Here is a 26705-nt window from a genome sequence, read left to right as displayed (position 1 = left end):
CTAGTTCCGCACCGGCACGCAGGACCCGACCCCGCGGCACGCACCGCTTGCTTCTGCATTGGAGGCGAAGGGGCCGACCAGCACGCGGGTGAGGTTACCCGCCTTCACATAGGAGATTTGCCGTCCCGGGAAGCGCCCGCTCATCTGTGCGCCGAGTCGCCGGGCATTGCCGGGATCGCCGAACGCGCCCAGCTGAAGCTTCCAGCCGCCATCGCGCACCGGCGCCGGACGGGTTGCAGCGGGCTGCGCAGTCGGACGTGGTGCTGGCCGCACGATTGGCGGGGCAGGGTGTGTTTCTGCCACCCGCGATTCGCGAACGGTGGGTGATGCAGGTACCGGGCCCGCGGGGATATCAACGCGCGCGATCGGATTTCCGGGACGTGAGGAAGGCGGGGGCATCGCCGCCGCAATCTGCGGCCTGCCGGCTTCGCGTTCATATTTCCGGGCGAGCTCAAGCCCCTGCTGCCGATCGGCGAGTGGGATATGACGATCCATCTGCGCCTGTGCCGTCGATGCTTGCGTCATTCCCTGCGCCGCCGCACGCACGGTCAGCGCATAGGCGCGCACCCAGTCGCGCGCCACACCGTCGCCGTTGAAGTACATCGTGCCCAGCACGTATTGCGCACGCTGCTCTCCGCGGCCCGCGGCCTTCAGCAGCCATTCCTCGGCCTGGGTGCGCTTGTTGTTCTCGAACAGCGTCAGGCCATAGCTCTCTTCAGCCTGCGGATGACCCTGAAGCGCTGCCTTGCGATACCATTCTTCCGCGATAGCGCGATCCACCGGAACTCCGCGGCCCAGCTTATAAGCCTGGCCCATGTTGAACTGTGCATCGGCATCGCCCGAATTGGCGGGGCCGCGCCATTCGGAAAGCGCCTTCTTATAGTCGCCGCGCTGCCAGGCATCGACGCCGGCCTTCACGTCGGCCAGCGCGGGCGCACCGGAAAGGACCGTTGCAGCCAGCAATATCGCCAAGGAAATCTTACGCATACCGCCAATCCCTGTTCGCATCGGCATCCATTGGATAATGCCAGTTAACCAACATCTGGCCAAGCAATGCTTGAACAAGCGTTAAACGCCCTCCGGATCGCATCCGGAACGAACCGCATCCCTCCACCTCGCCATTAACCCCTTCATTAACGGCTTCTTAGCTTCCCACTGGCATCCCAGTGTTGGGCAACCGGGATTTTCAGAGGGGTAGATGCGCGTACTCGCGATGGCATCACAAAAGGGCGGATCGGGTAAGACCACGCTCAGCGGGCACCTTGCGGTGCAGGCGCAGCGCGCGGGCCATGGCCCGGTCGTGCTGATCGATATCGATCCGCAGGGATCGCTTTCGGACTGGTGGAACGAGCGCGAGACGGATTTTCCCGCCTTCGCCCAGACCACGGTCGCCCGGCTCGCCGCCGATCTGGAGGTGCTGCGCCAGCAGGGCTTCCGCCTCGCGGTGATCGACACGCCCCCTGCCATCACCATGGCAATCCAGAGCGTGATCCAGGTCGCCGAACTGATCGTCATCCCGACGCGCCCGTCGCCGCACGATCTGCGCGCCGTCGGCGCCACAGTCGACCTGTGCGACCGCGCGGGCAAGCCGCTGATCTTCGTGGTCAACGCCGCGACGCCCAAGGCCAAGATCACCAGTGAGGCCGCGGTCGCACTGTCGCAGCACGGCACCGTCGCCCCGGTCACGCTCCATCAGCGCACCGATTTTGCCTCGTCGATGATTGACGGCCGTACGGTCATGGAGATCGACCCGAACGGCAAGTCGGCGGCTGAGGTCACCGCGCTCTGGCAATATATCGGCGACCGGCTCGAAAAGAATTTCCGCCGCACCGTCTTTACTGCGCCCGCCGCGACCCATGTCGCGTTCACGGGCCGCACACAGGGTGGCTTCGGCCGCCGGGTGGTGAGCTGATGTTCGGTTCCGCAAAACCGACCGCTTCGCTCTCGTCGGGCCTGCTGGCTCGTAAGGGTCAGGCGCGTCCCGCGATGCGCCCGCAGGGCTTCGTCGGCCTCAATCCGGGTACGTCGCTCGACGATCTTGGCTGGAATGACATGGGGTTCGAGGGCTTCGAGTCCGCGCCGCCGGTGTCGCATGAGATGCCGCAGGTTCTCGCACAGCGCCATGCGCTTGCCGAGGAGTTCGCGCAGGCGCCTCAGGTTCATCCCGAACCGCAGCCTGTAGTGACGCAGCCGCAGGTTCATCCCGAACCGCAGCCCGTCGCCGTACAGCAGCAGATCCAGCCGGAACCGGTCGTGGAGCCCGCGCCAGTCGTCCAGCCTGCTCCGGTCGCGCAGCCGATCGAGGCGGCTGTGGCCGAAGCACCGGCATCGCGCCCGGTCTCTACCGCCACCGCAGCCCGTATCGGGCGCGAGGTCTCGGCCAAGAAAGGGAAGGCCGCATTTACGCTGCGGCTCGACACCGAACGTCATCTCAAGCTGCGTCTCGCTTCGGCGCTGTCCGGCCGCTCGGCCCAGTTGCTCGTCACCGAAGCGCTCGACGCATTTCTCGACACATTGCCCGAAGTGGGGGCGCTGGCTGACCGGCTCCCTGCGGGCAAGGCTCGCTGAATCAAGGGGATTTGGGCCATGAACGCACGTCGTTTTCTTACCATCGGGGTTTCGGCCCTGGTGCTTGGCGCGCCGATTGTCGGCGGTCCGTCGCTCATCGGTGGCCTCGCTGTCGCCAGTGACGCCGTCGCGCAGGATACGCTGAAGGCCGCGAAGGAAGCTCAGTCGGCGCGTAAGGCGCTCAAGGGCGGGAACCCGCAAAAGGCCGTGACCCATGCCGAAGCGGCGGTCGCATTTGACCCCAGGAATGGCGAGTATCGCCAGCTTCTGGGTGAAACCTACCTCTTTGCCGGGCGCTTCGTCTCGGCGACACAGGCGCTCAATGAGGCGCTGTCGCTCGACCCGGCCAATGGCCGTACCGCACTCAATCTCGCGCTCGCGCAGATTGCGGTCGGCGATTGGAATACCGCGCGTCAGACGCTCGAGACCCATGCCGGCAGCATTCCTGCCAGCGACCGCGGCCTTGCCATCGCGCTGGCCGGCGATCCGGGCACGGCGGTCGAACTCCTGACCAACGCTGCCCGCCAGCCCGGCGCTGATGCCAAGACGCGCCAGAATCTTGCGCTCAGCCTGGCGCTTGCCGGCAATTGGCAGCAGGCACGCGCAGTCGCGAGCTTCGACGTCTCGCCCGGTCAGCTCGACGCGCGGATCCTGCAATGGGCCAGCTTCTCGCGCCCGCAGAACGCCTATGATCAGGTCGCTTCCCTGCTCGGCGTGACGCCGATTGACGATCGCGGCCGGCCCGAACAACTCGCGCTCGCCCGTTCGATGACCACAGCGGTTGCTGCGCAGCAGGTTGCCGATCCGGTCGAGGCCTATATGCCCGACACCGGCGCCTCCACCTCGGTCGCCGCCGCGGTTGCACCCGCCGCCACGGCGGTCGATACCGCGATGACGGGGACTCCGATCGCACCTGCGATCACCGCTCCCAGTGGCAACCAGATCGTGTTCGCCCCGCGGCAGGAGGTCGTCCAGGCGATCCCCGTCAGGGCAGCTGCGGCGATCAAGCCGGCTCCCGCTCGCATCGAGGTCGGCGCGCGCAAGCCGCTCGCGATTGCGGTCAAGGCCCCGGTCGAAGACTTCAAGCCCGGTAAGGGCAGCTGGTCGGTCCAGCTCGGCGCCTATGATAGCGCAGGCGTCGCACAGGATGCGTGGGGCCGCGCGGTTCGCCGGACTCCGCTGCTCAAGGCAATGACCCCGACCAGCGCCAGCGTCACGACCGGCGCGGGCAATTTCCAGCGGCTCGCCGTGGGCGGTTTCGACCGCAGCGGTGCGGACACGCTGTGCCGAAAGGTGCGCGCTGGCGGCGGCAACTGCTTCGTCCGTCAGGGTGGGGGCGACAAGGCCGCGAGCTGGGTCAGGCCGTCGCGCGTGCAGGTCGCCTCGCGCTAAGCCAGCAGATTTCAGGAACAAGGGGGAAGGCCGGGCATCTCGCCCGGCCTTTTCCGTTTCAGGCGATCTCCGCGCCGCCCTTGAACAGCCGAACCGCCTTGCCTTGAACCGGCAGGCCGTCGAACGGGGTGTTGCCCGCCTTGCCCGCCATCCGGTCCGAGTTGATCTGCCACGGCGCTTCCGGGTCGATCAGGATCAGGTCTGCCGGCATCCCGGTCGCCAACGTTCCGGCTTCGATTCCAAGCAGGTTGGCAGGATTGCTCGCAACCAGTGCGAACAGTCGGTCGAGCGTGACGCGTTCGTCGCGCACAAGGCCCAGGCCCAGCGTCAGCAACGTCTGCGCGCCCGCCATGCCTGGCGTTGCGTCGACGAACGGCAGGCGCTTCTCTTCCGGTCCCCGCGGATCGTGGCTTGAGCAGAGCACGTCGATCGTCCCGTCCGTCAGTGCCGCCAGCGCAGCGCGCCGGTCGCTCTCGTCGCGAAGCGGCGGCGAGAGGCGGGCAAAGGTACGGAAATCGGTGACGTTGATATCCGACAGCAGCAGGTGCGCCGGGCTGATGCCGCAGGTGACGGCAATCCCGTGCGCCTTGGCTGCCCGGATCAGGTCAAAGCCTGTGGCGGTGGTCACCTGTCGGAAATGGATCGAAGCGCCGGTCTGTTCCACGAGCATCAGGTCGCGCGCGATCGCCAGCGCTTCGGCGACCGCGGGCGCGGACGGCAGGCCCAGCCGGGTCGCGGTCTCGCCTTCGGTCGCGACCGCCTGTCCTGTCAGCCCGCCATCCTCGGCATGGGCGATGACGGTAAGGCCGCAGTCGCGGGCATAGGCGAGCACGCGGCGCATCACCCCGGAATCGGCGATCCAGTGCCGACCGGTCGATACCGCGCGCGCGCCGGCCTCGGCATTGATCGCGAATTCGGCCAGGTCGGTGCCTTCCAGCCCGCGTGTCGCCGCGGCGATCGGATGGACCCACAGCTCGGGCTTGCCCATGTCGGCGGCGCGCTGGACGATACCCGGGCCGTCGAGCACCGGCGACTGGTCGGGCATCAGCCCGATGCGTGCGATCCCGCCCGCGCGGCAAGCCGCCTTGTCCATTGCGAAGGCGCCGAGATCGATCAGGGCTGGGGCGAGCAGCTTGCCGCCGCAATCGATTACCTGCGCGTCCGTGGGGGCATCGGCGACGATCTCGTGATTGGCGACGAACAGCTCGCCATCGCGCTCGCCGCCCTCGGGGCAGACCAGTCGGGCGTTGCGGAAGATCAGGTTCATGCCCAGCCCTCCACACCGCGTGCGCGCCGGGTCAGCACGTCGAGGCACGCCATGCGTACCGCCACGCCCATCTCGACCTGCTCGGTAATCGCCGAGCGGCCCGGCATGTCGGCGACCGAGGAGTCGATCTCGACCCCGCGGTTCATCGGGCCGGGGTGCATCACCAGCGCATCGGGCTTGGCGCGCGCCAGCCGCTCAGGGGTAAGCCCATAATTGAGGTGATATTCGCGCGTCGAGGGGATGTAGGCCCCCGACATGCGTTCATTCTGCAGGCGCAGCATCATCACCACGTCCGCTCCCTCCAGTGCCGCATCGAAATCGGTGAAGGGCGTGACACCCATCTTCTCGATCGCCGCGGGCATCAGCGTCGAAGGCGCGACTACCCGCACCTCGGCGGCCAGAGCAGTCAGTGCCAGGATGTTCGAGCGCGCGACGCGGCTGTGCAGGATGTCGCCACAGATCACCACGCGCTGATGGGCAATCTCGCCCCGCCGCCGCCGGATCGTCAGCGCGTCGAGCAAGGCCTGTGTCGGGTGCTCATGGCTGCCGTCGCCGGCGTTGAGCACCGGGCAGTCGACCTTGTCGGCGATCAGTTGCACCGCGCCGGACGACATGTGGCGGATGACGATGACGTCGGCGCGCATCGCGTTGAGCGTCATCGCCGTGTCGATCAGCGTTTCGCCCTTCTTCACGCTCGATTGCGCGGCGTGCATGTTGACGACGTCCGCACCCAGCCGCTTTCCCGCGATCTCGAACGATAGCAGGGTACGCGTCGAATTCTCGAAGAACGCGTTGATCTGGGTAAGGCCGGCGAGCCGGTGGTCACTCTTGGCGCGGCTGCGATTAGCTTCGATCCATTGTTCCGCCTCGTCGAGGAGGAACAGTATCTCGTGCGGCTGAAGCCCGGAAATACCCGTCAGGTGCGCGTGCGGAAACACGGCGCGCCCCTGAATCTGGGCGCCGGGGCGATGATCGATCGGCGGTTGCATTAAACCCTGCGGTTAGCGAGGCCGGGGCAGGGGCGCAAGCGCGCTCATTGCCCCGGTTGCGTCGCCGCCCGCGGGGCGGGGCGGGCAGGGGCGGCTAGCGCCTTGTCGTACCAGCGGCCAAGGTCGGCGTGCATCTTCGCCAGCTCGTCCGGGTTCAAATACACCATGTGCCCCGCCTCATAGTAAGTGAAGTCAATGTTCCGCTGCAGCGCTTCGTCGAGCAGCATATGCGAGGCATCGAACTCCGCGCCGAAGAACGGCGTCGCGAAGTCGTAATAGCCGTTGACGAACATCACCTTGAGATACGGGTTGGTGCGCATCGTCCAGGCAAGATCCAGCCCCGAATTGGGCGTGGTCTGCGGCTGATTTGCATTGGGCGGGCGGTGGTTCCAGTCCCAGTTGAATCCCGGCCCGCGCGCGGTCATGCGATAGGGCAGGTCGGTCTTGTACCCCAGAACGCGCACCGCATAATCCTGGAATGTCGCGACGAACGCGCCCGAGATCGCGGTCGACGACGGGTCGTCGCCCGGGCTGTCGGCATTCGCATCGGTCATGTTGAGCGTGTAGCGCGAATCGAGCCGCCCTGCCGCGAGCCGCCGGTCGCGCAGCAGCTCAGTCTGGAAGTGCGACAGGTCGATGCGCAGGTCGGCGCGCAGGATGAAGGCTTCGCTGAGGCCGATATAGGCCGCCATCTGCTTTGCCACCGACTGCTTCTCCGCGACCGGGATGTTCGATCCCTTGGCAAGCGCCGCGGCGTAGGCCCCGGTGGTGAAGCCGCGTACTTCGTCAAGGAATGCCCGCAGATCCGCCGGGCGATTAGGCAGACGGTTATGATACCAGGCGGTCGCCGCCATCGTCGGGAACAGCGTCAGGTAATTCTGGTCATACCCCGATTGGCGCACGCCGTAGTTCATGATGGTGGAGAACTGGACCATGCCGTTGAGGCTGATTCCCGCCTGCTCCAGCTTCGCCGCGACCACCGGGTTGCGCAGCGTGCCATAGCTTTCGCCGAACAGGATTTTGGGGCTGCGCCAGCGGTTGTTCTTGGCGACGTAGCGGCTGATTGCCCGCGCAAAGCCCTCGGCGTCCTGATCGACGCCCCAGAAATCCTTGCCGCTCTTCTCGCCCAGCGGCCGTGACCAGCCCGCGCCGATCATGTCGACAAAGACGAGGTCGCTCTTGTCGATCAGCGAATAGGGGTTGGGTCCGAAGCCATAGGGGGCGGGACGGATATATTCGGGATTGGCGGTGGTCACCCGCACCGGCGCGAAGCTGCCCATATGCAGCCAGATCGTCGGCGATCCCGGCCCGCCATTGTAGAAGAAGGTGACCGGACGATCGCTACCGCCGCCGTCCTTCGTATAGGCGGTGTAGAAATAGCTCGCGCTGGGCTTCGCCTCGTCGTCGCGGATCGTCAGCGTGCCCGCGGTCGCGGTATAGGCGATGCGCTGCCCGCCCACGGTGACGCTGCCCTTGCTCACCGCGCTCTGTTCCTCGACCGGCGCGCGCACCTGCGCGGCTTCGGCTTCGGCCTTGGCGTCCTTGGGCGCAGCGGGCTTGTCCTGCGCGAGAACGGGCATGGCAAGGAAGGTGGCGGCGAGAAGCAACTGGCGCATGAATGTCCCCCGAGTCTGGATGCGTGCGACGCTGCCCGTTCCGGCGGCACTTCGCAACATCGTCACTCGGGAAACCGCTTCAGCCGGTGGCCAGTCCGTCGATCGCTCCCTGCAGGATATAGCTTGCGGCGAGCTTGTCCACGCGCTCGGCACGCTTGGCGCGCGAGAGGTCCTCGGCGATCATCTGGCGTTCGACCGCCGCGGTCGACCAGCGCTCGTCCCATAGCAGCACCGGCAGGCCCAGGTCCTCGACATTGCGGGCAAAGGCGCGGGTGGACTGGGTGCGCGGACTGTCGGTACCGTCGAGATTGAGGGGGAGGCCGATCACCAGCCCCTTCACCTGCTGTTCGGCGATCAGCACCGCGAGCGCGGCCTTGTCCGCGGTGAACTTGGTCCGCTTGACGAGGTGCGCGGGACTGGCAAACGACCAGCCCGCATCGCACAGCGCGGTCCCAATCGTCTTGGTGCCTACGTCGAGGCCGAGCAGCCGGCCGCCCTGCGGCAGCGCCTCGCGGAACGTGTCGCGGTCGGTGGTGATCATGGCTTGTACGCCTTCAGCCGTCGCTCGGCATCGGCGCGGACATTCGCCCAGAACAGCGAATAGTCGAACACATGATAGTTGTTGCCGGGCAGGACATATTGCCCGCCGATCCCCTCCGGCGGGCTGCCGATCATCAGCACGCCGCGCCCCTCGCAGCGCGCGCCCACCGCATTCTTCTGGAGCACGGCGCTCGAGAAATCGGCGGAGGGGATGAGGGTTCCCAGATTGGCCGCGGCGTCCGCGCGGACGCCGGGCGTGCCGGTGATCGGATTGGTGCAGATCATCGGTGTACCCGCACGCTTCGCTCCGGTGAAGCCGTTCGAGGCGTCGAAGGTATCGAGCAGCAGCGAGGGATCGGCCGGCTCGGCGAAGCTTTGCCATGACAGGATACAGCCTGTCTGGTCGGCCGAAGTGCATTCGCCGAGGCCGAGTTTCGGCAGATCCGCGGTCTTCGAGACCGGCCAGCCCACGACATAGGCCGCGACCACGCGCTTCGCGAGCGGCTGGCCCGCGACCCGGTCGTGCAGCAGCCGCGTCAGGTGCAGCGCGCCCTGGCTGTGCCCAGCCAGGATGATCGGCCGCTCGCCTGCCTCCGCAAGGAACTGGTCGAACGCGGCCGAAACGTCACGATAGGCGAGATCGAGCGCCTGCTGCGCATCTTCCTTGCTGGTCAGGAACGCGCCGAAGGTCGCTTGACGATAGCGCGGCGCCCACACTGCGCCCGCACCGTTGAACGCGCTTGCCTGTCCGCGCAGGAACAGCACGGCGCGGTCGTTTGCCTCCTTGTCCTCCAGCGGCGCATTCCAGTGCGCGCGATTGAGGTACGAAGTCGGATGGATGAAGAACACCGCCGCCACCGGGTCCTTCGCCGCTTCATAGCCCGCGGGCACCCACAACGCAGGATTGCCCGGCTCGTCTGGCCGCGCGAGCCACATTTCCGCGCGCTGGTAGCTGTCGGCGGGAAGAGCCGCCTGCGATTCGAATCGCCCGCCCGGCACCATCGCCTGCCGCAGTAGCTCGGCGCCCCAGATTCGATAGGCAAAGGTTGCTGCAATCGCGAGCACGATCAATACCGCCACAATATAGAGGAACTTGCGTGCCACTCAGGGCTCCCGTTGTGCATTGCAGCATAACTTGCTGCCCAGCAATCGCGTTCCGTTGCGCGATGGTTGCGAAGGATGCAACCTTGATGACGTGGCACCGACGGGGAGGGGCAGGGGAATGACGATTCGCGTCGAGGATCAGGACGAACGCTGGCCGCTGCTACCGTTCCTGCTGGCAGGGCTGGGTCTCGCCACCGGGTTGGCCGCCCATTGGATCATCGGTCCGGTCTATCAGGGGCAGCATATCAGCGCGATCCGTCTGGCGCTGCTCAGCTTCGTCAGCGTCTCGGCGTTGGTCTTCGGCTTCGTCGTGATCCGCGAAGACCTGCGCCGCTCGATCGCCTTCGCGCTCGGCTGCGGCGCGGTCGCGGCGCTGATCCTCTATTTCAACGGCGCGACATCGGGCTGGAGTGAGACCGAGGGCTGGCGCGTGTTCAGCCTTGCGCTCGCCATCGGAATCGCCGCGCCGCTGTTCCAGGCGGGCCGCGAATCGGGTTTCCGGCCGATTTCCTACTCTGCCGCCTATGATCACGCGTGGACCAACGCGATCCTGTGGTGTCTCGGCTGGGCGTTCGTCGCCGTGACGATCCTGCTGTCCGCCCTGCTGGCATTGCTGTTCCAGCTAATCGGGATCGAGTTTCTGGGCAATCTGCTGACCAAGGAGTGGTTCGGGCGGGGTGCGGTGGGACTCGTCTTCGGCGTTGGCCTCGCGCTGTTGCGCGAGCATAGCCGGATCGTTTCGCTGCTTCAGAATGTCGTGATGCTGGTGCTGGGCGTGCTCGCGCCGGTGCTGGCGATCGGCCTCGGCCTGTTCCTGCTTTTCCTGCCCTTCACCGGGCTTCAGCCGCTATGGGATGCGACCAAGTCCACCACCCCGATCCTGCTCGGCTGCGTCGTCGGCGCGCTGCTGCTGGTCAACGCGGTGATCGGCAATGGCGCCGACGACGTGCCGCGGAACCGCGTGCTGCGCTGGGCCGCTTTGGTGCTGGCGCTGGTGATCGTCCCGCTCGCCGCGATCGCCGCTGTCGCCACGGGCCTTCGCATCGGCCAATATGGCTTCACGCCGGAACGGCTCTGGGCGCTGATCTTTGTCATCCTCACCAACATCGCCACGGTCGCGTATCTTGTCAGCGTGATCCGGGGCAGGGGGCAGTGGGCGGAGCGCGTGCGGCCCGCCAATCTGCATCTCGCGATGATCACCTGCGGTGTCGCACTGTTGCTGGCAACGCCGATCGCCAGCTTCAATGCCATTTCCACCCGCGATCAGGTCGCGCGGCTCGAGTCGGGGAAGATTGCGCCCGAGGACTTCGACTGGCGCGCGCTCGCCTTCGACTTCGGCGAACCCGGGCGCCGCGAACTCGAGCGGCTGAAGAAATCCCCTAACGCCGCGATCCGCGCCAGCGCCGCTTCGGCGTTTGCGGCCGAGGACCACTGGGACGTAGCAGACGGGCAACGGGCGTTGCTGCGCGAGAAGGCGCTGGACAAGACGCTGCGCATCCTGCCCGCCGGGACCCCGTTGCCACCAGAGTTGCGCACACCGATCGTGAGCAACTTCCGATGCAACGATGAAGCTTGCACGCTCGCCTTCCTGCCGGGTGGGCGCGAGGCGGTGCTGCTCGTCGATTCGTGCTTCCGACCTGCCCCCGCACCGACGCCGGTGTCGGCATCGAAGCCGGAGGTGGGTTCGCCGGTTGAGGTAGCGTCCGTGCCCGCCACCACCTCCTGCCCCTTGCCTTACGCGGACCGCTATGTGCTGGTGGGCGGCAAATGGATCTCCAGCGACAAGCAGCCCAGGCCCGCGGTTGACGCGGCGGCGCGCGACCGTTCGATTGCGGGCCTCAAGTCCGGCGCCGTCGAGATTCGCAAGGTCGAGCGTCGCCAGATATTCGTCGGCGGTGAACCCGTCGGCGATCCCTTCGAATAACCGCGCTTGATGCAATGGGGGCGTCGCTGCTAGGCGGCCCTTCATGTCCGTAGATACCGCCACCGTGAAGAAGGTCGCGAGCCTCGCGCGCATCGCGATCGACGATGCCGCCGCCGAGCGCCTCGTGCCCGAGCTCAACAACATCCTGGGCTGGATCGAGCAACTCGGCGAGGTCGATACCTCGTCCGTCGAGCCGATGACCGCCGTCATCCCCAACACGCTGCGCCTGCGCGACGACGTCGTCACCGACGGCGGCATCCGCGACGACGTGCTCGCCAATGCGCCGCTCGCCGAGCATGGCTTTTTCACCGTGCCGAAGGTGATCGAATAATGACTGACGTTACCACCCTCGGTGTTGCCGCGCTGCGCGACGGCGTTCGCTCGGGCGAGTTCTCCGCGGTCGAGGTCGCCGACGCCTTCGTCGCCAAGGTGAGCGCCGCCAAGCAGCTCAACGCCTTCATCGTCGAGACCCCCGATCACGCGATCGCCGCGGCCAAGGCTGCCGACGCCGCGCGTGCCGCTGGCGAGACGCTCAAGCCGCTGGCCGGCGTGCCGATCGGCATGAAGGACCTGTTCTGCACCAAGGGCGTGCAGACCACCGCCGCCAGCCACATGCTGGAGGGGTTCACCCCGGTCTATGAATCGACCGTCTCGCAGAAACTGTGGGACGCGGGCGCCGGCATGCTCGGCAAGCTCAATCTTGACCAGTTCGCGATGGGCTCGTCGAACGAGACCAGCTATTTCGGCAACGTGATCAGCCCGTGGCGGCGCAAGGATGGCGGTAACGCCGCGCTCGCGCCCGGCGGCTCGTCGGGCGGCTCGTCATCGGCGATCTCCGCGCGGCTCGTCCCTGCCGCGACCGGCACCGACACCGGCGGCTCGATCCGCCAGCCTGCGGCGTTCACCGGCATCTCGGGCATCAAGCCGACCTATGGCCGCTGCTCGCGCTGGGGCGTCGTCGCCTTCGCCAGCTCGCTCGATCAGGCCGGGCCGATGGCGCGTGACGTGCGCGACTGCGCGATCATGCTCGAGGCGATGGCCGGCTTCGACGTGAAGGACGCCACCTCGCTCGACATGGCCGTGCCCAATTGGGAAGCGCGCCTCTCCGCCGATCTGCGCGGCAAGAAGGTCGGCATTCCGAAAGAGTATCGCGTCGATGGCATGCCGGCCGAGATCGAGGCGCTGTGGCAGCAGGGCATCGACTGGCTGAAGGACGCGGGCGCCGAGATCGTCGAGGTCTCGCTGCCCCACACCAAATACGCGCTCCCGGCCTATTACATCATCGCCCCGGCTGAAGCCTCGTCGAACCTCGCGCGCTATGACGGCGTGCGTTACGGCCAGCGCGACCTGCCCGATGGCGCGAACCTGCAGGAAATGTACGCCGCGACCCGCGCTGCGGGCTTCGGGCCGGAAGTGCAGCGCCGCATCCTGATCGGCACCTATGTGCTCTCGGCAGGCTTCTATGATGCGTACTATACGCAGGCGCAGAAGGTCCGCACGCTGATCGCGCAGGATTTCGAGAAGGCCTGGGCGCAGTGCGACTTGCTGCTCACCCCGACCGCGCCCTCGGCGGCGTTCGCGCTGGGCGAGAAGTCGGCCGATCCGCTGGCGATGTATCTGAACGACGTCTTCACCGTGCCGTCCTCGCTCGCGGGTATCCCGGCGATGTCGGTCCCCGGCGGGCTCGACAAGGACGGGCTCCCGCTCGGCCTTCAGATCATCGGCAAGCCGTTCGACGAGCAGGGCGTGCTTAACGCGTCGCTGGCCCTCGAACAGCGCGCCGGGTTCACGGCGCAGCCGGAGCAATGGTGGTAAGATGGGATTGCTGGTCGAGTTCGTAGTGGGCGCGATCGGCGAGTTCTTTGGCTGGCTTTTCTACGACCTCTGGAAGGAACGTCGCGAGGAACGTCGGCTCAAGCGCGAACAGAAGCGCACGAAACGAAACGGACCAATTGATTATGGCTGAGAGCAGCTACCGCATCAAAGGCGCAACCGGTGAGTGGGAGGTCGTGATCGGCCTTGAGGTCCACGCCCAGGTCACGTCCAACGCCAAGCTCTTTTCGGGCGCCGCGACAGAGTTCGGCGCGGAACCGAACACGCAGGTGTCGCTGATCGACGCGGCGATGCCGGGGATGCTGCCGGTGCCGAACCAGGAGTGCATCCGGCAGGCCGTCCGCACCGGCATGGCGATCGACGCGCAGATCAACAAATGGTCGCGGTTCGACCGCAAGAACTATTTCTACGCCGATTTGCCGCAGGGCTATCAGATCAGCCAGCTCTACCATCCGCTGGTGGGCGAGGGCGAGGTTGAGATCGAAGTCGACGGTACCACCAAGACGATCGGCGTCGAGCGCATCCATGTCGAGCAGGACGCCGGCAAGCTGATGCACGACCAGCATCCGCGCCTCTCCTATGTCGACCTCAACCGCTCGGGCGTCGCGCTGATGGAGATCGTCTCCAAGCCCGACATGCGCTCGCCTGCGGAGGCTGGCGCCTATCTGTCGAAGCTGCGCTCGATCCTGCGCTATGTCGGTTCGTGCGACGGCAATATGGATCAGGGCTCGATGCGCGCCGACGTCAACGTCTCGGTCCGCAAGCCGGGCGAGGAATTCGGTACCCGTACCGAGACCAAGAACGTCAACTCGGTCCGCTTCGTCATGCAGACGGTCGAGATCGAGGCGCTGCGCCAGATCGACGTGATCGAGAGCGGCGGCAAGATCGTTCAGGAAACCCGTCTGTTCGACCCGGACAAGGGCGAGACGCGGTCGATGCGCTCCAAGGAGGATGCGCACGACTATCGCTATTTCCCCGATCCCGATCTGCTCCCGCTCGAGCTCGACGATGCGTTCCTCGACGCTTGCCGCGCCTCGCTTCCGGAGCTGCCCGACGCCAAGCGCGCGCGCTACCTTGCGCTTGACATCACCCCGTACAACGCGGGCGTGCTCACCGCCGAGGTCGAATCCGCGCGCTATTTCGACGCGCTGCTCGATGCCGGCGCCAAGGGTCCTGCGGCGGCCAACTGGGTCACCTCGGAGCTGTTCGGCGCGCTCAACAAGCTGGGCAAGGATATCGAGCACAGCCCGGTTTCGCCCGCTCAGGCCGCCGAGCTGCTCGGTCTCGTCGCCGACGGCACCCTCTCGGGCAGCCTCGCCAAGCAGGTGTTCGAGATCATGCTCGAAACCGGCGGCAGCCCCGCCGCGATCGTCGAGGAACGCGGCCTCAAGCAGACGAGCGACACGGGCGCGATCGAGGCGGTGATCGCCGATGTCCTGGCCAAGAACCCCGGCCAGCTTGAACAGTATCGCGGCGGCAAGGAGGCGCTGTTCGGCTTCTTCGTCGGCCAGACGATGAAGGCGATGGGCGGCAAGGCCAATCCGGGCGTGGTCAACGATCTGCTCAAGAAGGCGCTCGCCGGTTGATGAAGCAGATGTCGTTCCTGTCCGCGCTCGGCCTGCTCTTCGCTGGCCCTGCGCTGGCGCAACGTGTCACCCCGCCACCGGTCAGCGACGGCTATGACTGGGCGATCCGCATCGACGAGGGCCGCGTGTCGAGCGCGATCCTCGCTTATGAGGTCGACGGCACCGACGATCAGCCGCTCAACTTCAGCTGCGAACAGGGCGGGAACCGCATTTTCGCGAGCATTTCCGGCGGTGATCCGGCGCTGCGCGGGATCGTCCTCAGCTCGGGCCCGCAGACCCTGCGCCTTCCCGGCACGACCGAGGCGAATGAGGACGAGCCGCCGCATTTCACCTCGCGGGAGATCCCCGGCGCTTCCCCGTTCATCCGTGCCTTTGCCGCCAATGGCTGGCTGCGCATGACCGCGCTGGGGCAGACGACCGGCATGACCGGCACTGCGGCAGGCAAGCAGGCGATCAAGCGCTTCGTCGCCTTCTGCACGCGCTAGTTCGCGCGAACGCGGCCCTCGGGTTTCCTGCTTGCGCGGACCTGCACGCGCGATAGTCTCCCCTTGGGGCGGCCTCCCGACGAATCGCGGGAAGTCTTTGAACAGGGGGAGGATCTCGATGCCATCCAGTGGATTGGCGCGTCGTGCTTGCGCCGCGCTTGTGGCCGTGTCGACGATATTGCCGGGAATTGCGGTGGCTCGGGAGCCGGCTGCTGCAGGCCAGACGCAGGAGCCGGACGACGCCGACAAGTATAATTTCTTCAGCCAGCCCACCGCATCGCGCGCGCAGATTCTGGCGGACTTTGACGAGTGCCGCGAACTGGCGAGCGGGGTGAAGCCACCGCAGCCGGGCTATGTCTATTCTCAGGGTCTGGCTGGTGCGGCGGCAGTTGGTCTGTTGCAAGGTTTCATGAAGGGCGCCCAGCGACGGCACATGTTCGATGCCGCGTTGCGCAAGTGCATGAGCGTCAAGGGCTATGCCCGCTATCCGATGACCAAGGAACAGGCCAAGCTGACTTATGCCGGTTCATGGAAGGAGATGCGCGAACAGCTCGCCGATCGCGCGCTCGCTTCGACCGACGGCATGACAAGGATGGAACCATGAAGGCGCTCGGGCTAGCTGTGCTGCTCGCGGTCGCTACCACCGCGTCGGCCTCTAACGTGATGAAGACGGTGCCCGCCACGCTTGACCCCGCCAGCGGCTATATCCTGGTGCGGATGGGCGAACGTGCGCCGGATCTGTGGAACATGCTGCGGATCGCACCCTATGATCCGGTTTTGCAGGACATTCGCGGCGAAGGACGGGCCAAGGCCAATCCCGTCGCCAAGGGTGCGGATCGCACCGTATCGATCGGCGACAAGCCGTTCGTGGCGGAAAGCGATCATGTTCGCACCTATCTCGTTGCCGTCACGCCGGGTCTCTATGTCATTCAGGGCGGACCGACGACCTGCTTCTGCCTTGGCAGCTATCAGTTCGAAGTCGCCGCCGGCCGCATAACGGATATGGGCACGATCTATATCGGACCGGAGAACGGTTCCTCTCCCTGGGCGGCCCTGAAACCGCTGCGTTCGACCGCCGATATCGAGGAGCGCGCCTATACCGTGGCGGAAGCGATGCAGGTACTTCCCTGGCGCGATTCGATGAGCCTGCCGGCGGGCATGAGTGGCCTCGCCCGTGAAACGGCGCGCTACACCGTGGCTGCCCGGTTCGGCAATCATGCCGGTCAGTTGCTGAACCGGGCGCTGCCGATCGACTCCGGACAATGAGCATGATGTCATTCGTCCCGGCAATGTTGCTGAAATCTTTGATCCTGGCCTCGCCCCAGCAGGACGTCACACCGGCCTGCGCGCCGGGCATCCACGCCATCGCGTCGGATGGTACGCTGCTCGCGTTGCCGCTGGTCAAGGCGAGCCATCGTAAGGTCACGGGCATGCTGGGTGGCATGTTGCTGGGGCCGGTGGGCGGCAACAAGATGAAGGTCAAGACGGTCGTGGCCGGGGCGGGCGCAGCGACCCGGCTGACCGTGGCACGGCCTGCGTTCCGGTTCTGCTTTGCCGCACCGGCAGCCGCCAATGGGGCATCGTCCGACTATGTCGGGGTTACGAAGGGGATTTCGCCGCGGGATTATCAGCTGGTCCGCTTTGACGTGCAGGGGGATCAGCGGCAATTGACGCTGGCTGCTGTTGGCGGATTCTCCGGTCCTGAAGGGAGGGTTTCGCAATCCGTGATCCCGTTCACGACCGAGGAGGTGACGCCAGGCCAGTATCGCGTGACCCCGGCGCGCGACCTCGAACCCGGGCAATATGGATTTCTGAGTGTCGTGGTGGCACCGGCCTCCGCCCGGAAGAAGGACGTGCAGGAGACCGTATATGATTTCGCGGTAACCGGCTGACCGGCGGAGGGTCCGCCGTTTCCATCGTGCGTGGTTCTACGCCACCGGCTGCACTGGCGTCGCGGGCGGATCGCCCTGCGGCACCGGTGCGGGCACGTCGATGTCGGGCTGGGGCGGGTGAATCTCAGGTCCGCCGGGCGTCGGCTGGCCGGGCTGGGGCATCGGCGGTGCCTCAGGGGCCGGCACGCTGGGTTTCACGGGGGGAATCGGTGGCTCGACGGGCATCGGTTTAACTCCTTTGCCCCGGTCAACGCATCACGTCGCGCGCTGGTTCATCCATGCGCGTCTCGCTACGCACTGCGTCCGTTACAGCGCATATGCATCATCGCTTGCTCCCGCCACCTGCCTTGCTATAGAGCGCGCCGACCTGCGGTGTCCCTGAATGCGGGCGTGGCGGAACTGGTAGACGCGCTGGTTTTAGGTACCAGTATCGAAAGATGTGGGGGTTCGAGTCCCTTCGCCCGCACCAGTCTCCGCCCCGGCGCGAATGGCGACGCCGCGAAATCGATTCCACTTCCAAAGCAGGAAGCCTGAAAGAAATGCAGACTGTCGAGACGTTGAACGAGGGCCTGAAGCGCGCCTACACCCTGAAGATCACCGCGAAGGATATCGACTCGCGCGTCGATGCCGAGGTGAAGCGCGTGGCGCCTCAGATCCGCATGCCGGGCTTCCGCCCCGGTAAGGTTCCCACGAACCTCGTTCGCAAGATGCACGGCGAAGCGCTGACTCAGGACGCGCTCAACACCACGATTCAGGAGGGCGTGCAGAAGCTGCTCGCCGACCATAAGCTGCGCCCCGCGATGCAGCCCTCGGTCAGCCTCGAAGGTGACTTCACTCCCGGTAAGGATGCCGAGGTCAAGGTCGAACTCGAAGTACTCCCCGAGGTTCCGACCCCGTCGATCGAGGGTCTGAAGCTCGAGCGTCTGCTCGTCCCCGTCGACGAGAGCGCGATCGATGAACAGCTCGCGCAGATCGCCGGCCAGCAAAAGGCATGGGAAGACGCCCCCGCGAAGCACAAGGCGAAGCAGGGCGACCAGGTCACGATGGACTTCGTCGGCAAGGTCGATGGCGTTGCATTTGACGGCGGCACCGGTGAGGCGATGGCGGTCGAGATCGGCACTGGCCGTCTGATCCCGGGCTTCGAGGACCAGATCGTCGGCGTGAAGGCTGGCGACGAAAAGCAGATCGAAGTGACCTTCCCCGAGGATTATGGCGTCGACACGCTCGCCGGCAAGCCAGCGACGTTCGACCTCAAGATCATCTCGGTGAAAACCTCGGGCGAGACCAAGGTCGACGAGGATTTCGCGAAGAATCTCGGCCTTGAGAGCCTCGATCAGCTGCGCGGCATCCTCAAGGGTCAGCTCGAGAGCGAGACCGGCGGCCTGACGCGCACCTATATGAAGCGCAAGCTGCTCGACCAGCTTGCCGCGGGCCACGATTTCCCGGTCCCGCCGTCGATGGTCGAAGCCGAGTTCCAGCAGATCTGGGCTCAGCTCGAGCATGAAGCGAGCCACGAGGAAGATCCCGAGGCGGCCAAGGCTGAACTCGAAGCCGAGAAGGGCGACTATCAGGCGATCGCCGAGCGCCGCGTGCGCCTTGGCCTGCTCCTGTCGGAGATCGGCCAGGCGAACGGCGTCGAGGTGACTCAGGCGGAAATGAACCGCCTGATCGCCCAGGCTGCTCAGCAGTACCGCCCCGAGGACCAGCAGCGCTTCGTCCAGTATATCCAGCAGGAGCCAATGGCCGCTGCCCAGCTGCGCGCGCCGCTGTACGAGGACAAGGTCGTCGACTTCCTGTTCGAGAAGGCCGACGTGACCGAGCGTGAAGTGACCCGCGAGGAGCTGGAAGCCGCGATCGAGAGCGAAGAGGGCGCCGTTCCTCACGTGCACGGCCCGGGCTGCGGTCACGACCATGACCACGATCACAAGCCGGCGAAGAAGGCCAAGGCCAAGAAGGATGAGGCTCCCGCCGCCGAGGACGTGAAGCCGGCCAAGAAGGCCGCCGCCAAGAAGGAAGCTGCGGCTGAGGAAGCCGAAGCGCCTGCGAAGAAGGCTCCGGCCAAGAAGGCAGCTGCCAAGGCCGACGATGCGGCCGAGGAAGCACCGAAGAAGAAGGCCCCGGCCAAGAAGAAGGCCGACTAAGGCTCTCTCCCGCGCGAGCGACATGAGGACCCCGCCTCGCCACCCCGGCGCGGCGGGGTTCTTCGTTTCAGGCGAAGACTTCGGCCGGTTGCGGCGCGGTACCAAGCTGGTGTTGTGCGGCGCTGACGATGCGAATCAAGGCGATGGCCAGCGCCGCCAACGCGAGTCCGGCAAAGCTCTCGGTGAACAGCAATACGCCACCATCCTGCCACGCCACCCTGCCTGCAAGATAGGCGAGGACCAGATTTCCTAATGCGGTAGCCCACCACGCGATGATAAGTCCGCTGCGGCGGGAAAGATCGGGTTGGCCGTGGCTTGCGTTCCATAACTCGCGGATCCCGCGATAGGGCATGACGAGGTTTGCGAATGGGACCAGAAACCACCAGATGCGCGACGCCGGGCTGAACTTCAGACCGGCAATCCCCGCCGCACGCAAATTGCAGCCGGCGACATATATCCAGCGCCCGAACATCACGACCGTGAGGAGTGTCAAACCGGTGATTGCCGCGCCGAAATAGGCGGCGCTCGGAATTATCGTGGTCGTATAGCCTTCAAGATCGAGAAGCATCCAGATCAAGAGGAGAGGGCGGTTCGCTGCCTCTACAAACATCAACACCGGCACAGCAACCGCAAGCCAGCGGAGTTCCCTGATCTTCATACATAGCCCTCCCACCCTGTGAACAACGGATCAGCGTCGTAGCTGGCGCCGGATCACAAATTAGTCGAATCCTTGCGATTTGATCCCTATGGCATCGCCATGACGCCCAGCATCGCTGTTATTCTACCCTGCTATAACGAAGAAGCCGCGATCGCTCAGACCGTCGCGGCCTTCCGCGCCGCGCTCCCCGGCGCCGCCATCTATGTCTATGACAACAACAGCCGCGACCGCACGGTCGCGGTGGCGCGCGAGGCCGGCGCGATCGTCCGCAGCGAGCGGATGCAGGGCAAGGGCAATGTCGTCCGCCGCATGTTCGCCGATGTCGATGCCGATATCTATGTCATGGCCGATGGCGATGCGACCTATGACGCTACGGCCGCGCCCGCGATGATCGACAAGGTTTTGAGCGACGGTCTCGACATGGTCGTCGGCACCCGCATCCACGAAGCCGCCGACGCCTATCGCCGCGGACATGTGCTGGGCAACCGCATGATGACCGGACTGCTCGCGCGGCTGTTCGGGCGCAGCTTCACCGATATCTTTTCGGGCTATCGCGTCTTCTCGCGCCGTTTCGTCAAGAGCTTCCCGGTATTGTCGGCAGGGTTCGAGATCGAGACCGAGATCAGCGTCCACGCGCTCGAGCTCAAGATGCCGGTAGGGGAGGTGGAGACCCGCTATCTCGCCCGGCCTGAAGGTTCGGCGTCGAAGCTTTCGACCTATCGCGACGGCTTCCGTATCGCGCGGACCATCCTGACGCTCTACCGAATCGAAAAGCCGATGCTGTTCTTCGGTTGGGTCGCCGCGCTGCTCGGGTTGCTCGCGCTGGTGCTGGCGGTGCCGCTGGCGCTGACTTACGTGCAAACCGGACTAGTTCCGCGCTTCCCGACGGCGATCCTCGCCACCGGCCTCGTCATCCTGTCGGCGCTCAGCCTGTTCGCGGGGCTGATCCTCGATACGGTGGTGCGCGGGCGGCGCGAGATGCGGCGCCTCGCCTATCTCGCCGTACCGGGGCCGCTCCTCAAATAGAAAACCTCCCCCGCCGGGGTACGGCGGAGGAGGAGGCAGGGAGGAGCTTGCCGGCTCCTAGAAGCGGTAGGCGACGAACAGTCCGCCCATCCACTGGTCGGGCGATCCGCGCCGCACCACCAGCGGCGCATCGGCGGCATCGCCCATCAGGCGCGAATAGCCCCCCACCGCGGTGACCATCCAGTTCTGGCTGAGCATGTAGCTGAGGTTAAGGCCCGCCCCGACGTCCTTGAGCCCGCTTTCGGCGCGATAGACCGGCAGCCCGCTTCGCGTCGCCTGCGCCGCGGTCACCCCGAAATAGGTGCCCATATAGTCCTTGTCGGCCCAGCTCGCCTTGACGCTTGCCGATGCGATCAGCGTGTCGCTCAGGTTGAAGCGGATGCCGGCCTCGCCTTCGCCGACCAGCCCTTCATGCCCGCCAGCGACGTCCTTGGCGAGCGAGACGCGGAGCCAGGCCTGACGATACTCGAACGACAGCGCGCCGCCGGCCTCGATCGCGGTACCGACATCGCCCAGCCCGCGCAGGTCCTTGTTGCGCTTCTCCTTCCGGTCGCGGCGATAGCGCACCACCGGCCCGGCCTTGATCGCGAAGTCCTCCGTGGGCTTCAGGCGGATGATGTTCACCCCGATCTCGGGGCCGCGGATATAGGCAAGGTCGCGATACTCGACCGAGACGAAGGGAAAGGGCTGGAACTCGAACTCGTCCGATCCTTCGAAATCGGGCGCATAGATCCCGCCCGCGCCCAGCATCACCTGCCAGTCGCCCTGCTGGCCCTCGGCGGACTGCGCCCGCGCCTGTGTGGCGATCAGGCAGATGGCGGGAACGATCAGCAGCGGCAGCGCACTGCGAAGACTGACGCGGCAATGGAGTGCAAGCATGACGGGCATCGGGGATACTCCAGGGGATTGGGGCCAAGGGGTTGGACCCGGGAATTGGGGTAGCCGCGCTATACGCCGCGCCCCGCCGCCCCCGATTTCGCGCCGGTATCGGATTGTTGCAGATTGTTACGGCTACAGACTTGGCTTTTGCCGGGCGCTATCCGGTTGTCATGGCAAGACAGGAAAGCCCGCACATTCTCGTCGTCGACGACGATCGGCAGATCCGCACGATGCTGGCCCGCTATTTGAGCGACAATGGCCTGCGCGTGACTGCGGCCGAGGACGGCCGGCAGATGACCGACCTCATCGGCAAGTTCAATTTCGACGTCGTGGTGCTCGACGTGATGATGCCCGGCGACGATGGCTTCATTCTGTGCCAGCGCCTGCGCGCACGCAGCAATGTGCCGATCATCCTGCTCACCGCGCGCGGCGAGGATACCGATCGCGTGATCGGGCTTGAGCTCGGCGCCGACGACTATGTCGCCAAACCGTTCAATCCGCGCGAGTTGCTCGCCCGCATCCGCGCCGCGTTGCGCCGCGCGGCGATGGTCGCAAGCACATCGCCGGAGATTGTTGCCGATCGCTTTCACTTCGCCGGCTGGGTGCTCGATACCGGCCGGCGCACGCTGGTCTCGCCGGGTGGCTCGCTGGTCGAGCTGACCACCGGCGAGTTCGATCTGCTCGCCGCACTCGTCCAGCATCCGCAACAGATACTCAGCCGCGATCAGCTGCTCGACTATGTCCATGGCCGCTCAAGCCTGAATATTGATCGCAGCATCGACGTCCAGGTCAGCCGCCTGCGCCGTAAGGTCGAGGCCGACCCGCAGGCACCGGAGCTGATCAAGACCGTGCGCAACGGCGGCTATTTCTTCTCGGCCGCGGTCGAAGCGGCACCCGTCGCATGACGCCCCGGCTCCCCCGCCTCAAGCTCTCTGTCCGGCTCGGTATCGCGATCATCCTCGCGGTGCTGGCCTCGTTCCTGCTCGATCAGACGCTGCGGATGATGATTCCGCCGCCGCCCTTCCTCATGGTCGAGCGCGACTGGCTGGTCGGGACCGTCGCTGACGCGGCACGTGCACCCGAAGGAGCGAGGCGCCCGGCGGATGCCGCCGACTATCTCGTGTTCGCGACGGTGACGGCGCCCCCGTTCGAGCAGGGCGGGCGCGGGGCGGCATTTGCCGGCGGGCTGCGAACGTCACTGGCCGAGGCATTGGAGCGGCCCGAGGAGCAGATCCGCGTCTGGGCGGATACCTTCAGCGACAATGCGTGGGAGCGCTCCTCCGACACTGCCGTCGCGATCATTCCCAAGGTGCCGATGCTGCTGACGGCGGAGGAACTGGCTAGCAACCGCAGCAGCGTGCTGGGCCGGCTCGAGGTCGCGGTGCGCCGCGCTGACGGGCAATGGCTGGTCGTCACGGCCCGGCGGACGACCGATGCGCGCTGGCACCAGATGCGAATGGTGCTGACCTTCGCCGGCAATTTCCTGATCCTGATGATCTTCTCGATCTGGATGGCGCGCAGCATCGTCGCGCCGCTCACCCGTCTCGCCAGTGCCGCAGAACGGCTCGGGCGCGATCGCGAGCCGACGCTGATCGGCGACATGCGCCTGCCCGAATTCGCGGCGATCGCCAGCAGCTTCGACACGATGCAGCTACGCCTCAAGCGGTTCGTCGACGAGCGTGTCCAGATGCTCGCCGCGATCTCGCACGATCTGCGCACGCCGCTCACCCGGCTGCGGCTGCTCGCCGAATATGTCGAGGATTCGGACCAGCGCGACCAGCTCCGGTCCAATGTCGCCGAAATGGAGTCGATGGTTTCCGAAGCGCTCGCCTTCATGCGCGAGGAGGCGAACCAGGAGCCGCCCAAGACGGTCGACCTTGCGACGATGCTCATCAGCCTCGCCGATACCCATCACGATCTGGGTGAGGACGTGGTCTATGAAGGGGCCGAACATTTCGACATTCGCTGCCGCCCCGTCGCGATGCGGCGTGCATTCGCCAATCTCATCGCCAATGGCTGCAAATATGGCGAGGCGGTGCATATCGTTCTGGAAGCAGAGGAAGACTGGGTCTCGATCGCCTTCCGCGACCGCGGGCCGGGGATCTCGCCCGAGGATGCCGAGCGCGCCTTCGCCCCGTTCGTCCGGCTCGAAAGCTCGCGCGGGCGCGAGACCGGCGGAACCGGCCTCGGTCTGACCATCTGTCGCGACGCCGTGCGCAGCCATGGCGGCGAAATCGGCTTCGAGCGCGAGAACGATATCTTCACCGTCCGCGTGCGCCTTCCGCGCGCCGGGGCGTGAAGCGGGGCGGAACCAGCCGCGTTCACCACCTTGCCCCCTTGCGCCCGGCTTGCCGAGCGCCGATGTAGTCCGCGGGCAAACACAAACGCACGAGATTCCCGCACATGCATCCCCTTATCGGTCAGATGACCGCCGACCCCGTCACCGGTGCGCTGGTTCCCATCGTCATCGAGCAGTCGAGCCGCGGTGAGCGCAGCTTCGACATCTTCTCGCGGCTGCTGCGTGAGCGCATCATCTTCATCACCGGCGGTGTCGAGGACCATATGGCCTCGCTGATCACCGCCCAGTTGCTCTTCCTCGAGTCCGAGAACCCGAAGAAGGACATCTGGATGTACATCAACTCGCCGGGTGGCGTGGTGACCGCCGGCATGGCGATCCACGATACCATGCAGTATATCCGTCCGCGCGTCGGCACGGTGTGCATCGGCCAGGCCGCGTCGATGGGCAGTTTCCTGCTCGCCGCGGGTGAGCCGGGCCTGCGCGTCGCGCTGACCAACTCCCGCATCATGGTCCACCAGCCCTCGGGAGGTGCGCAGGGCATGGCCTCGGACATCCAGATTCAGGCCAAGGAAATCCAGCGTATCAAGGATCGGATGAACGGCCTGTACGTCAAGTACACCGGCCAGTCGCTCGAGAAGATCGAGGCCGCGATGGACCGTGACACCTTCCTCGAAGCGGACGAGGCCAAGGCCTTCGGTCTGGTCGACGAAGTCTACGAGAAGCGCCCGCAGCCGGCCGAAGGCGAGGGCAGCGCGGCGTAAGCGGCGAGGCTGAGCGATCTACATCCCGCTTCCCCTGCTGATCGGCGGCGCGCTTGTCGTGCTGGCGGTGTTCTTCTGGGCACTGCGCCGGAGGGCAGGGGAGCGGAATGATCTCATCGCTCCGCCCCGCTCCGAATCGGCGCGTTCCACGTCTCCATCGCATGCGCCGGCGGCGGCTGCAGCCGCCGGGCAGGTCGAGGTTCCTGAGGAATTGAAACAGGAACTTTGGAAGCTGATTCACACCGGCAATCCGATCATGGCGATCAAGCTGGTGCGGGATCGGACAGGGGTTGGGCTTAAGGAAGCACATGACTATATCGAGGCGATGCGGCAGAACGACGTGACGCTTCGCTAGGGCTGCCGGATTTTTATTGTGGGTTTACCGGTGCGCGTTAGGATATGCGCCCGGAAAAGGAACGCACCCCTTCTGGTGCGAAAGGTGATTGAATGACGAAATTGAGTGGCGGCGATTCGAAGAGCACGCTCTACTGCTCGTTCTGCGGGAAGTCGCAGCACGAGGTGCGCAAGCTCATCGCCGGACCGACCGTGTTCATCTGCGACGAGTGCGTTGAGCTCTGCAACGACATCATTCGTGAAGAGACCAAATCGGCGCTGGTCAGCAAGAAGGACGGCGGCGTCCCCACGCCGCAGGAGATCTGCGACGTCCTCGACGATTATGTCATCGGCCAGTCGCGCGCGAAGCGCGTGCTGTCGGTCGCGGTGCACAACCACTACAAGCGCCTCAACCACGGCGCCAAAGGTGCCGATGTCGAGCTGAGCAAGTCCAACATCCTGCTCGTCGGCCCGACCGGCTGCGGCAAGACGTTGCTGGCGCAGACGCTGGCGCGCATCCTCGACGTGCCCTTCACCATGGCCGATGCGACGACGCTCACCGAAGCCGGCTATGTCGGCGAGGATGTCGAGAACATCATCCTCAAGCTGCTCCAGGCCTCCGACTATAATGTCGAGCGGGCGCAGCGCGGCATCGTCTACATCGACGAGATCGACAAGATCAGCCGCAAGGCCGAGAATCCCTCGATCACGCGTGACGTGTCGGGCGAGGGCGTTCAGCAGGCGCTGCTCAAGCTGATGGAAGGCACCACCGCTTCGGTCCCGCCGCAGGGCGGCCGCAAGCATCCGCAGCAGGAATTCCTCCAGGTCGACACGACCAACATCCTGTTCATCTGCGGCGGCGCCTTCTCGGGGCTTGAGAAGATCATCGGCGACCGCCTCCAAGGCAAGTCGATCGGCTTCGGCGCCTATGTCGCCGCACCCGAGGAACGCCGCACCGGAGAGACGCTGCGCCAGACCGAGCCGGAAGACCTGCTCAAGTTCGGCCTGATCCCCGAATTCGTCGGCCGCCTGCCGGTCGTCGCGACGCTCGAGGATCTCGACATCGCGGCGCTGGTCCAGATCCTGACCGAGCCGAAGAACGCGCTGGTGAAACAGTATCAGAAGCTGTTCGAGATGGAGAATGTGAAGCTCAGCTTCACCGACGACGCGCTGGTTTCGGTCTCGAAGAAGGCGATCGAGCGCAAGACCGGCGCGCGCGGCCTCCGTTCGATCCTCGAGGGCATCCTGCTCGACACCATGTTCGACCTGCCCAGCATGGACGGCGTGGACGAGGTGATGATCGACAAGGACGTGGTCGAGGGCCGCAAGGAGCCGATCCGCGTCTATGCCGAGAAGAAGAAGTCGGGGGCCACGGGCGACGCCGCCTGATCTGCCGGACAGTTTTGAAATGC

At 65.8% G+C, this 26705-nt stretch carries 28 protein-coding genes and 1 tRNA gene; 20 read left to right on the top strand and 9 right to left on the bottom strand.

The genetic code is table 11. From position 1 onward, the window contains the following. The gene (locus AC07NK_RS14750) at positions 1 to 987 is read right to left on the bottom strand and encodes an SPOR domain-containing protein (RefSeq protein ID WP_495171354.1); all 987 of its coding nucleotides are present in this window, start codon (positions 985 to 987) and stop codon (positions 1 to 3) included. A gap of 211 nt (positions 988 to 1198) precedes the next feature. Here AC07NK_RS14750 and AC07NK_RS14745 point away from each other — a divergent pair, with 211 nt between their 5' ends. Genes AC07NK_RS14745 through AC07NK_RS14735 form a run of 3 tightly spaced genes read left to right on the top strand, consistent with a single transcriptional unit; the run spans position 1199 to position 3960 of the window. Then, a complete protein-coding gene (locus tag AC07NK_RS14745; protein ID WP_495162425.1) occupies positions 1199 to 1912 on the top strand; it encodes an AAA family ATPase in 714 nt (237 codons plus the stop codon). Further along, entirely contained in the window at positions 1912 to 2568 is a 657-nt protein-coding gene (locus AC07NK_RS14740; protein WP_495171353.1) for a hypothetical protein, read from the top strand. The genes AC07NK_RS14745 and AC07NK_RS14740 overlap by 1 nt, the downstream gene beginning before the upstream one ends. An 18-nt stretch (positions 2569 to 2586) precedes the next feature. Continuing rightward, a complete protein-coding gene (locus AC07NK_RS14735; RefSeq protein ID WP_495171352.1) occupies positions 2587 to 3960 on the top strand; it encodes an SPOR domain-containing protein in 1374 nt (457 codons plus the stop codon). Positions 3961 to 4018: 58 nt separating this feature from the next. On the opposite strand, the gene AC07NK_RS14730 is transcribed toward AC07NK_RS14735, so the two are convergent. The 5 genes from AC07NK_RS14730 to AC07NK_RS14710 all read right to left on the bottom strand — a co-directional run bounded on the left by AC07NK_RS14730 (position 4019) and on the right by AC07NK_RS14710 (position 9476). Next, complete coding sequence (locus AC07NK_RS14730) at positions 4019 to 5227, bottom strand: dihydroorotase (protein ID WP_495171351.1); 1209 nt, start codon at positions 5225 to 5227, stop codon at positions 4019 to 4021. Further along, a complete protein-coding gene (locus tag AC07NK_RS14725; RefSeq protein WP_495171350.1) occupies positions 5224 to 6216 on the bottom strand; it encodes an aspartate carbamoyltransferase catalytic subunit in 993 nt (330 codons plus the stop codon). The genes AC07NK_RS14730 and AC07NK_RS14725 overlap by 4 nt, the downstream gene beginning before the upstream one ends. 44 nt (positions 6217 to 6260) lie before the next feature. Continuing rightward, positions 6261 to 7832, bottom strand: coding sequence for a S10 family peptidase (locus tag AC07NK_RS14720; protein WP_495171349.1), 1572 nt, complete (start codon positions 7830 to 7832; stop codon positions 6261 to 6263). 79 nt (positions 7833 to 7911) lie between these two features. Further along, positions 7912 to 8373 carry a Holliday junction resolvase RuvX gene (gene ruvX / locus AC07NK_RS14715; protein WP_495171348.1) on the bottom strand — a complete coding sequence of 154 codons (462 nt, stop codon included), beginning with the start codon at positions 8371 to 8373 and terminating at the stop codon, positions 7912 to 7914. Next, complete coding sequence (locus tag AC07NK_RS14710; RefSeq protein ID WP_495171347.1) at positions 8370 to 9476, bottom strand: DUF3089 domain-containing protein; 1107 nt, start codon at positions 9474 to 9476, stop codon at positions 8370 to 8372. Before AC07NK_RS14710 ends, ruvX begins: the two co-directional genes overlap by 4 nt. 118 nt (positions 9477 to 9594) lie before the next feature. Between AC07NK_RS14710 and AC07NK_RS14705 the strand changes: the two genes are divergently transcribed. The 9 genes from AC07NK_RS14705 to AC07NK_RS14665 all read left to right on the top strand — a co-directional run bounded on the left by AC07NK_RS14705 (position 9595) and on the right by AC07NK_RS14665 (position 17196). After that, the gene (locus AC07NK_RS14705) at positions 9595 to 11400 is read left to right on the top strand and encodes a DUF4153 domain-containing protein (protein WP_495171346.1); all 1806 of its coding nucleotides are present in this window, start codon (positions 9595 to 9597) and stop codon (positions 11398 to 11400) included. Positions 11401 to 11443: 43 nt separating this feature from the next. After that, entirely contained in the window at positions 11444 to 11731 is a 288-nt protein-coding gene (gatC, locus tag AC07NK_RS14700; RefSeq protein ID WP_126003604.1) for an Asp-tRNA(Asn)/Glu-tRNA(Gln) amidotransferase subunit GatC, read from the top strand. Further along, positions 11731 to 13215: an Asp-tRNA(Asn)/Glu-tRNA(Gln) amidotransferase subunit GatA gene (gene gatA, locus AC07NK_RS14695; protein ID WP_495171345.1), complete on the top strand. Its 1485-nt coding sequence runs from the start codon at positions 11731 to 11733 to the stop codon at positions 13213 to 13215. Before gatC ends, gatA begins: the two co-directional genes overlap by 1 nt. A 1-nt stretch (position 13216) precedes the next feature. Then, positions 13217 to 13366, top strand: a complete 150-nt coding sequence (locus AC07NK_RS14690) for a hypothetical protein (RefSeq protein WP_495171344.1) — start codon at positions 13217 to 13219, stop codon at positions 13364 to 13366. After that, positions 13359 to 14819, top strand: a complete 1461-nt coding sequence (gene gatB / locus AC07NK_RS14685; protein ID WP_495171343.1) for an Asp-tRNA(Asn)/Glu-tRNA(Gln) amidotransferase subunit GatB — start codon at positions 13359 to 13361, stop codon at positions 14817 to 14819. The genes AC07NK_RS14690 and gatB overlap by 8 nt, the downstream gene beginning before the upstream one ends. Beyond that, a complete protein-coding gene (locus AC07NK_RS14680; protein WP_495171342.1) occupies positions 14819 to 15304 on the top strand; it encodes a hypothetical protein in 486 nt (161 codons plus the stop codon). Before gatB ends, AC07NK_RS14680 begins: the two co-directional genes overlap by 1 nt. Positions 15305 to 15497: 193 nt before the next feature. Beyond that, positions 15498 to 15908 (top strand): hypothetical protein, encoded by a 411-nt coding sequence (locus AC07NK_RS14675; protein WP_495171341.1) that lies wholly within the window; start codon positions 15498 to 15500, stop codon positions 15906 to 15908. Beyond that, a complete protein-coding gene (locus AC07NK_RS14670) occupies positions 15905 to 16570 on the top strand; it encodes a hypothetical protein (protein ID WP_495171340.1) in 666 nt (221 codons plus the stop codon). The genes AC07NK_RS14675 and AC07NK_RS14670 overlap by 4 nt, the downstream gene beginning before the upstream one ends. Then, positions 16567 to 17196: a hypothetical protein gene (locus tag AC07NK_RS14665; protein ID WP_495171339.1), complete on the top strand. Its 630-nt coding sequence runs from the start codon at positions 16567 to 16569 to the stop codon at positions 17194 to 17196. Before AC07NK_RS14670 ends, AC07NK_RS14665 begins: the two co-directional genes overlap by 4 nt. 36 nt (positions 17197 to 17232) lie before the next feature. On the opposite strand, the gene AC07NK_RS14660 is transcribed toward AC07NK_RS14665, so the two are convergent. Beyond that, positions 17233 to 17421 (bottom strand): hypothetical protein, encoded by a 189-nt coding sequence (locus AC07NK_RS14660; protein WP_495171338.1) that lies wholly within the window; start codon positions 17419 to 17421, stop codon positions 17233 to 17235. A gap of 159 nt (positions 17422 to 17580) precedes the next feature. On the opposite strand from AC07NK_RS14660, the gene AC07NK_RS14655 reads away from it, so the two are divergent. After that, positions 17581 to 17665, top strand: a tRNA-Leu gene (locus tag AC07NK_RS14655). Positions 17666 to 17735: 70 nt separating this feature from the next. After that, positions 17736 to 19337, top strand: coding sequence for a trigger factor (tig, locus tag AC07NK_RS14650; protein ID WP_495171337.1), 1602 nt, complete (start codon positions 17736 to 17738; stop codon positions 19335 to 19337). Positions 19338 to 19404: 67 nt separating this feature from the next. Here the strand turns inward: tig and AC07NK_RS14645 are convergent, their stop codons facing one another. Continuing rightward, positions 19405 to 19995: a DUF4328 domain-containing protein gene (locus tag AC07NK_RS14645; protein WP_495171336.1), complete on the bottom strand. Its 591-nt coding sequence runs from the start codon at positions 19993 to 19995 to the stop codon at positions 19405 to 19407. A gap of 99 nt (positions 19996 to 20094) precedes the next feature. Here AC07NK_RS14645 and AC07NK_RS14640 point away from each other — a divergent pair, with 99 nt between their 5' ends. Continuing rightward, positions 20095 to 21021: a glycosyltransferase family 2 protein gene (locus AC07NK_RS14640; protein ID WP_495171335.1), complete on the top strand. Its 927-nt coding sequence runs from the start codon at positions 20095 to 20097 to the stop codon at positions 21019 to 21021. Positions 21022 to 21078: 57 nt separating this feature from the next. On the opposite strand, the gene AC07NK_RS14635 is transcribed toward AC07NK_RS14640, so the two are convergent. After that, the gene (locus tag AC07NK_RS14635; RefSeq protein WP_495171334.1) at positions 21079 to 21909 is read right to left on the bottom strand and encodes a MipA/OmpV family protein; all 831 of its coding nucleotides are present in this window, start codon (positions 21907 to 21909) and stop codon (positions 21079 to 21081) included. 161 nt (positions 21910 to 22070) lie between these two features. Here AC07NK_RS14635 and AC07NK_RS14630 point away from each other — a divergent pair, with 161 nt between their 5' ends. The 5 genes from AC07NK_RS14630 to clpX all read left to right on the top strand — a co-directional run bounded on the left by AC07NK_RS14630 (position 22071) and on the right by clpX (position 26682). After that, the gene (locus tag AC07NK_RS14630; protein ID WP_495171333.1) at positions 22071 to 22805 is read left to right on the top strand and encodes a response regulator; all 735 of its coding nucleotides are present in this window, start codon (positions 22071 to 22073) and stop codon (positions 22803 to 22805) included. Beyond that, the gene (locus AC07NK_RS14625; RefSeq protein WP_495171332.1) at positions 22802 to 24199 is read left to right on the top strand and encodes a sensor histidine kinase; all 1398 of its coding nucleotides are present in this window, start codon (positions 22802 to 22804) and stop codon (positions 24197 to 24199) included. Before AC07NK_RS14630 ends, AC07NK_RS14625 begins: the two co-directional genes overlap by 4 nt. A 125-nt stretch (positions 24200 to 24324) precedes the next feature. Beyond that, positions 24325 to 24960 (top strand): ATP-dependent Clp protease proteolytic subunit, encoded by a 636-nt coding sequence (locus AC07NK_RS14620; protein ID WP_495171331.1) that lies wholly within the window; start codon positions 24325 to 24327, stop codon positions 24958 to 24960. Between the two features lie 211 nt (positions 24961 to 25171). Continuing rightward, the gene (locus AC07NK_RS14615) at positions 25172 to 25315 is read left to right on the top strand and encodes a hypothetical protein (protein WP_495171330.1); all 144 of its coding nucleotides are present in this window, start codon (positions 25172 to 25174) and stop codon (positions 25313 to 25315) included. Between the two features lie 92 nt (positions 25316 to 25407). Then, positions 25408 to 26682 carry an ATP-dependent Clp protease ATP-binding subunit ClpX gene (clpX, locus tag AC07NK_RS14610; RefSeq protein ID WP_495171329.1) on the top strand — a complete coding sequence of 425 codons (1275 nt, stop codon included), beginning with the start codon at positions 25408 to 25410 and terminating at the stop codon, positions 26680 to 26682. Positions 26683 to 26705: the final 23 nt, after the last annotated feature.

Source organism: Sphingomonas sp. GW821-FHT09B04, from assembly GCF_059418285.1.
This window is presented reverse-complemented; position numbering and strand designations above follow the sequence as displayed.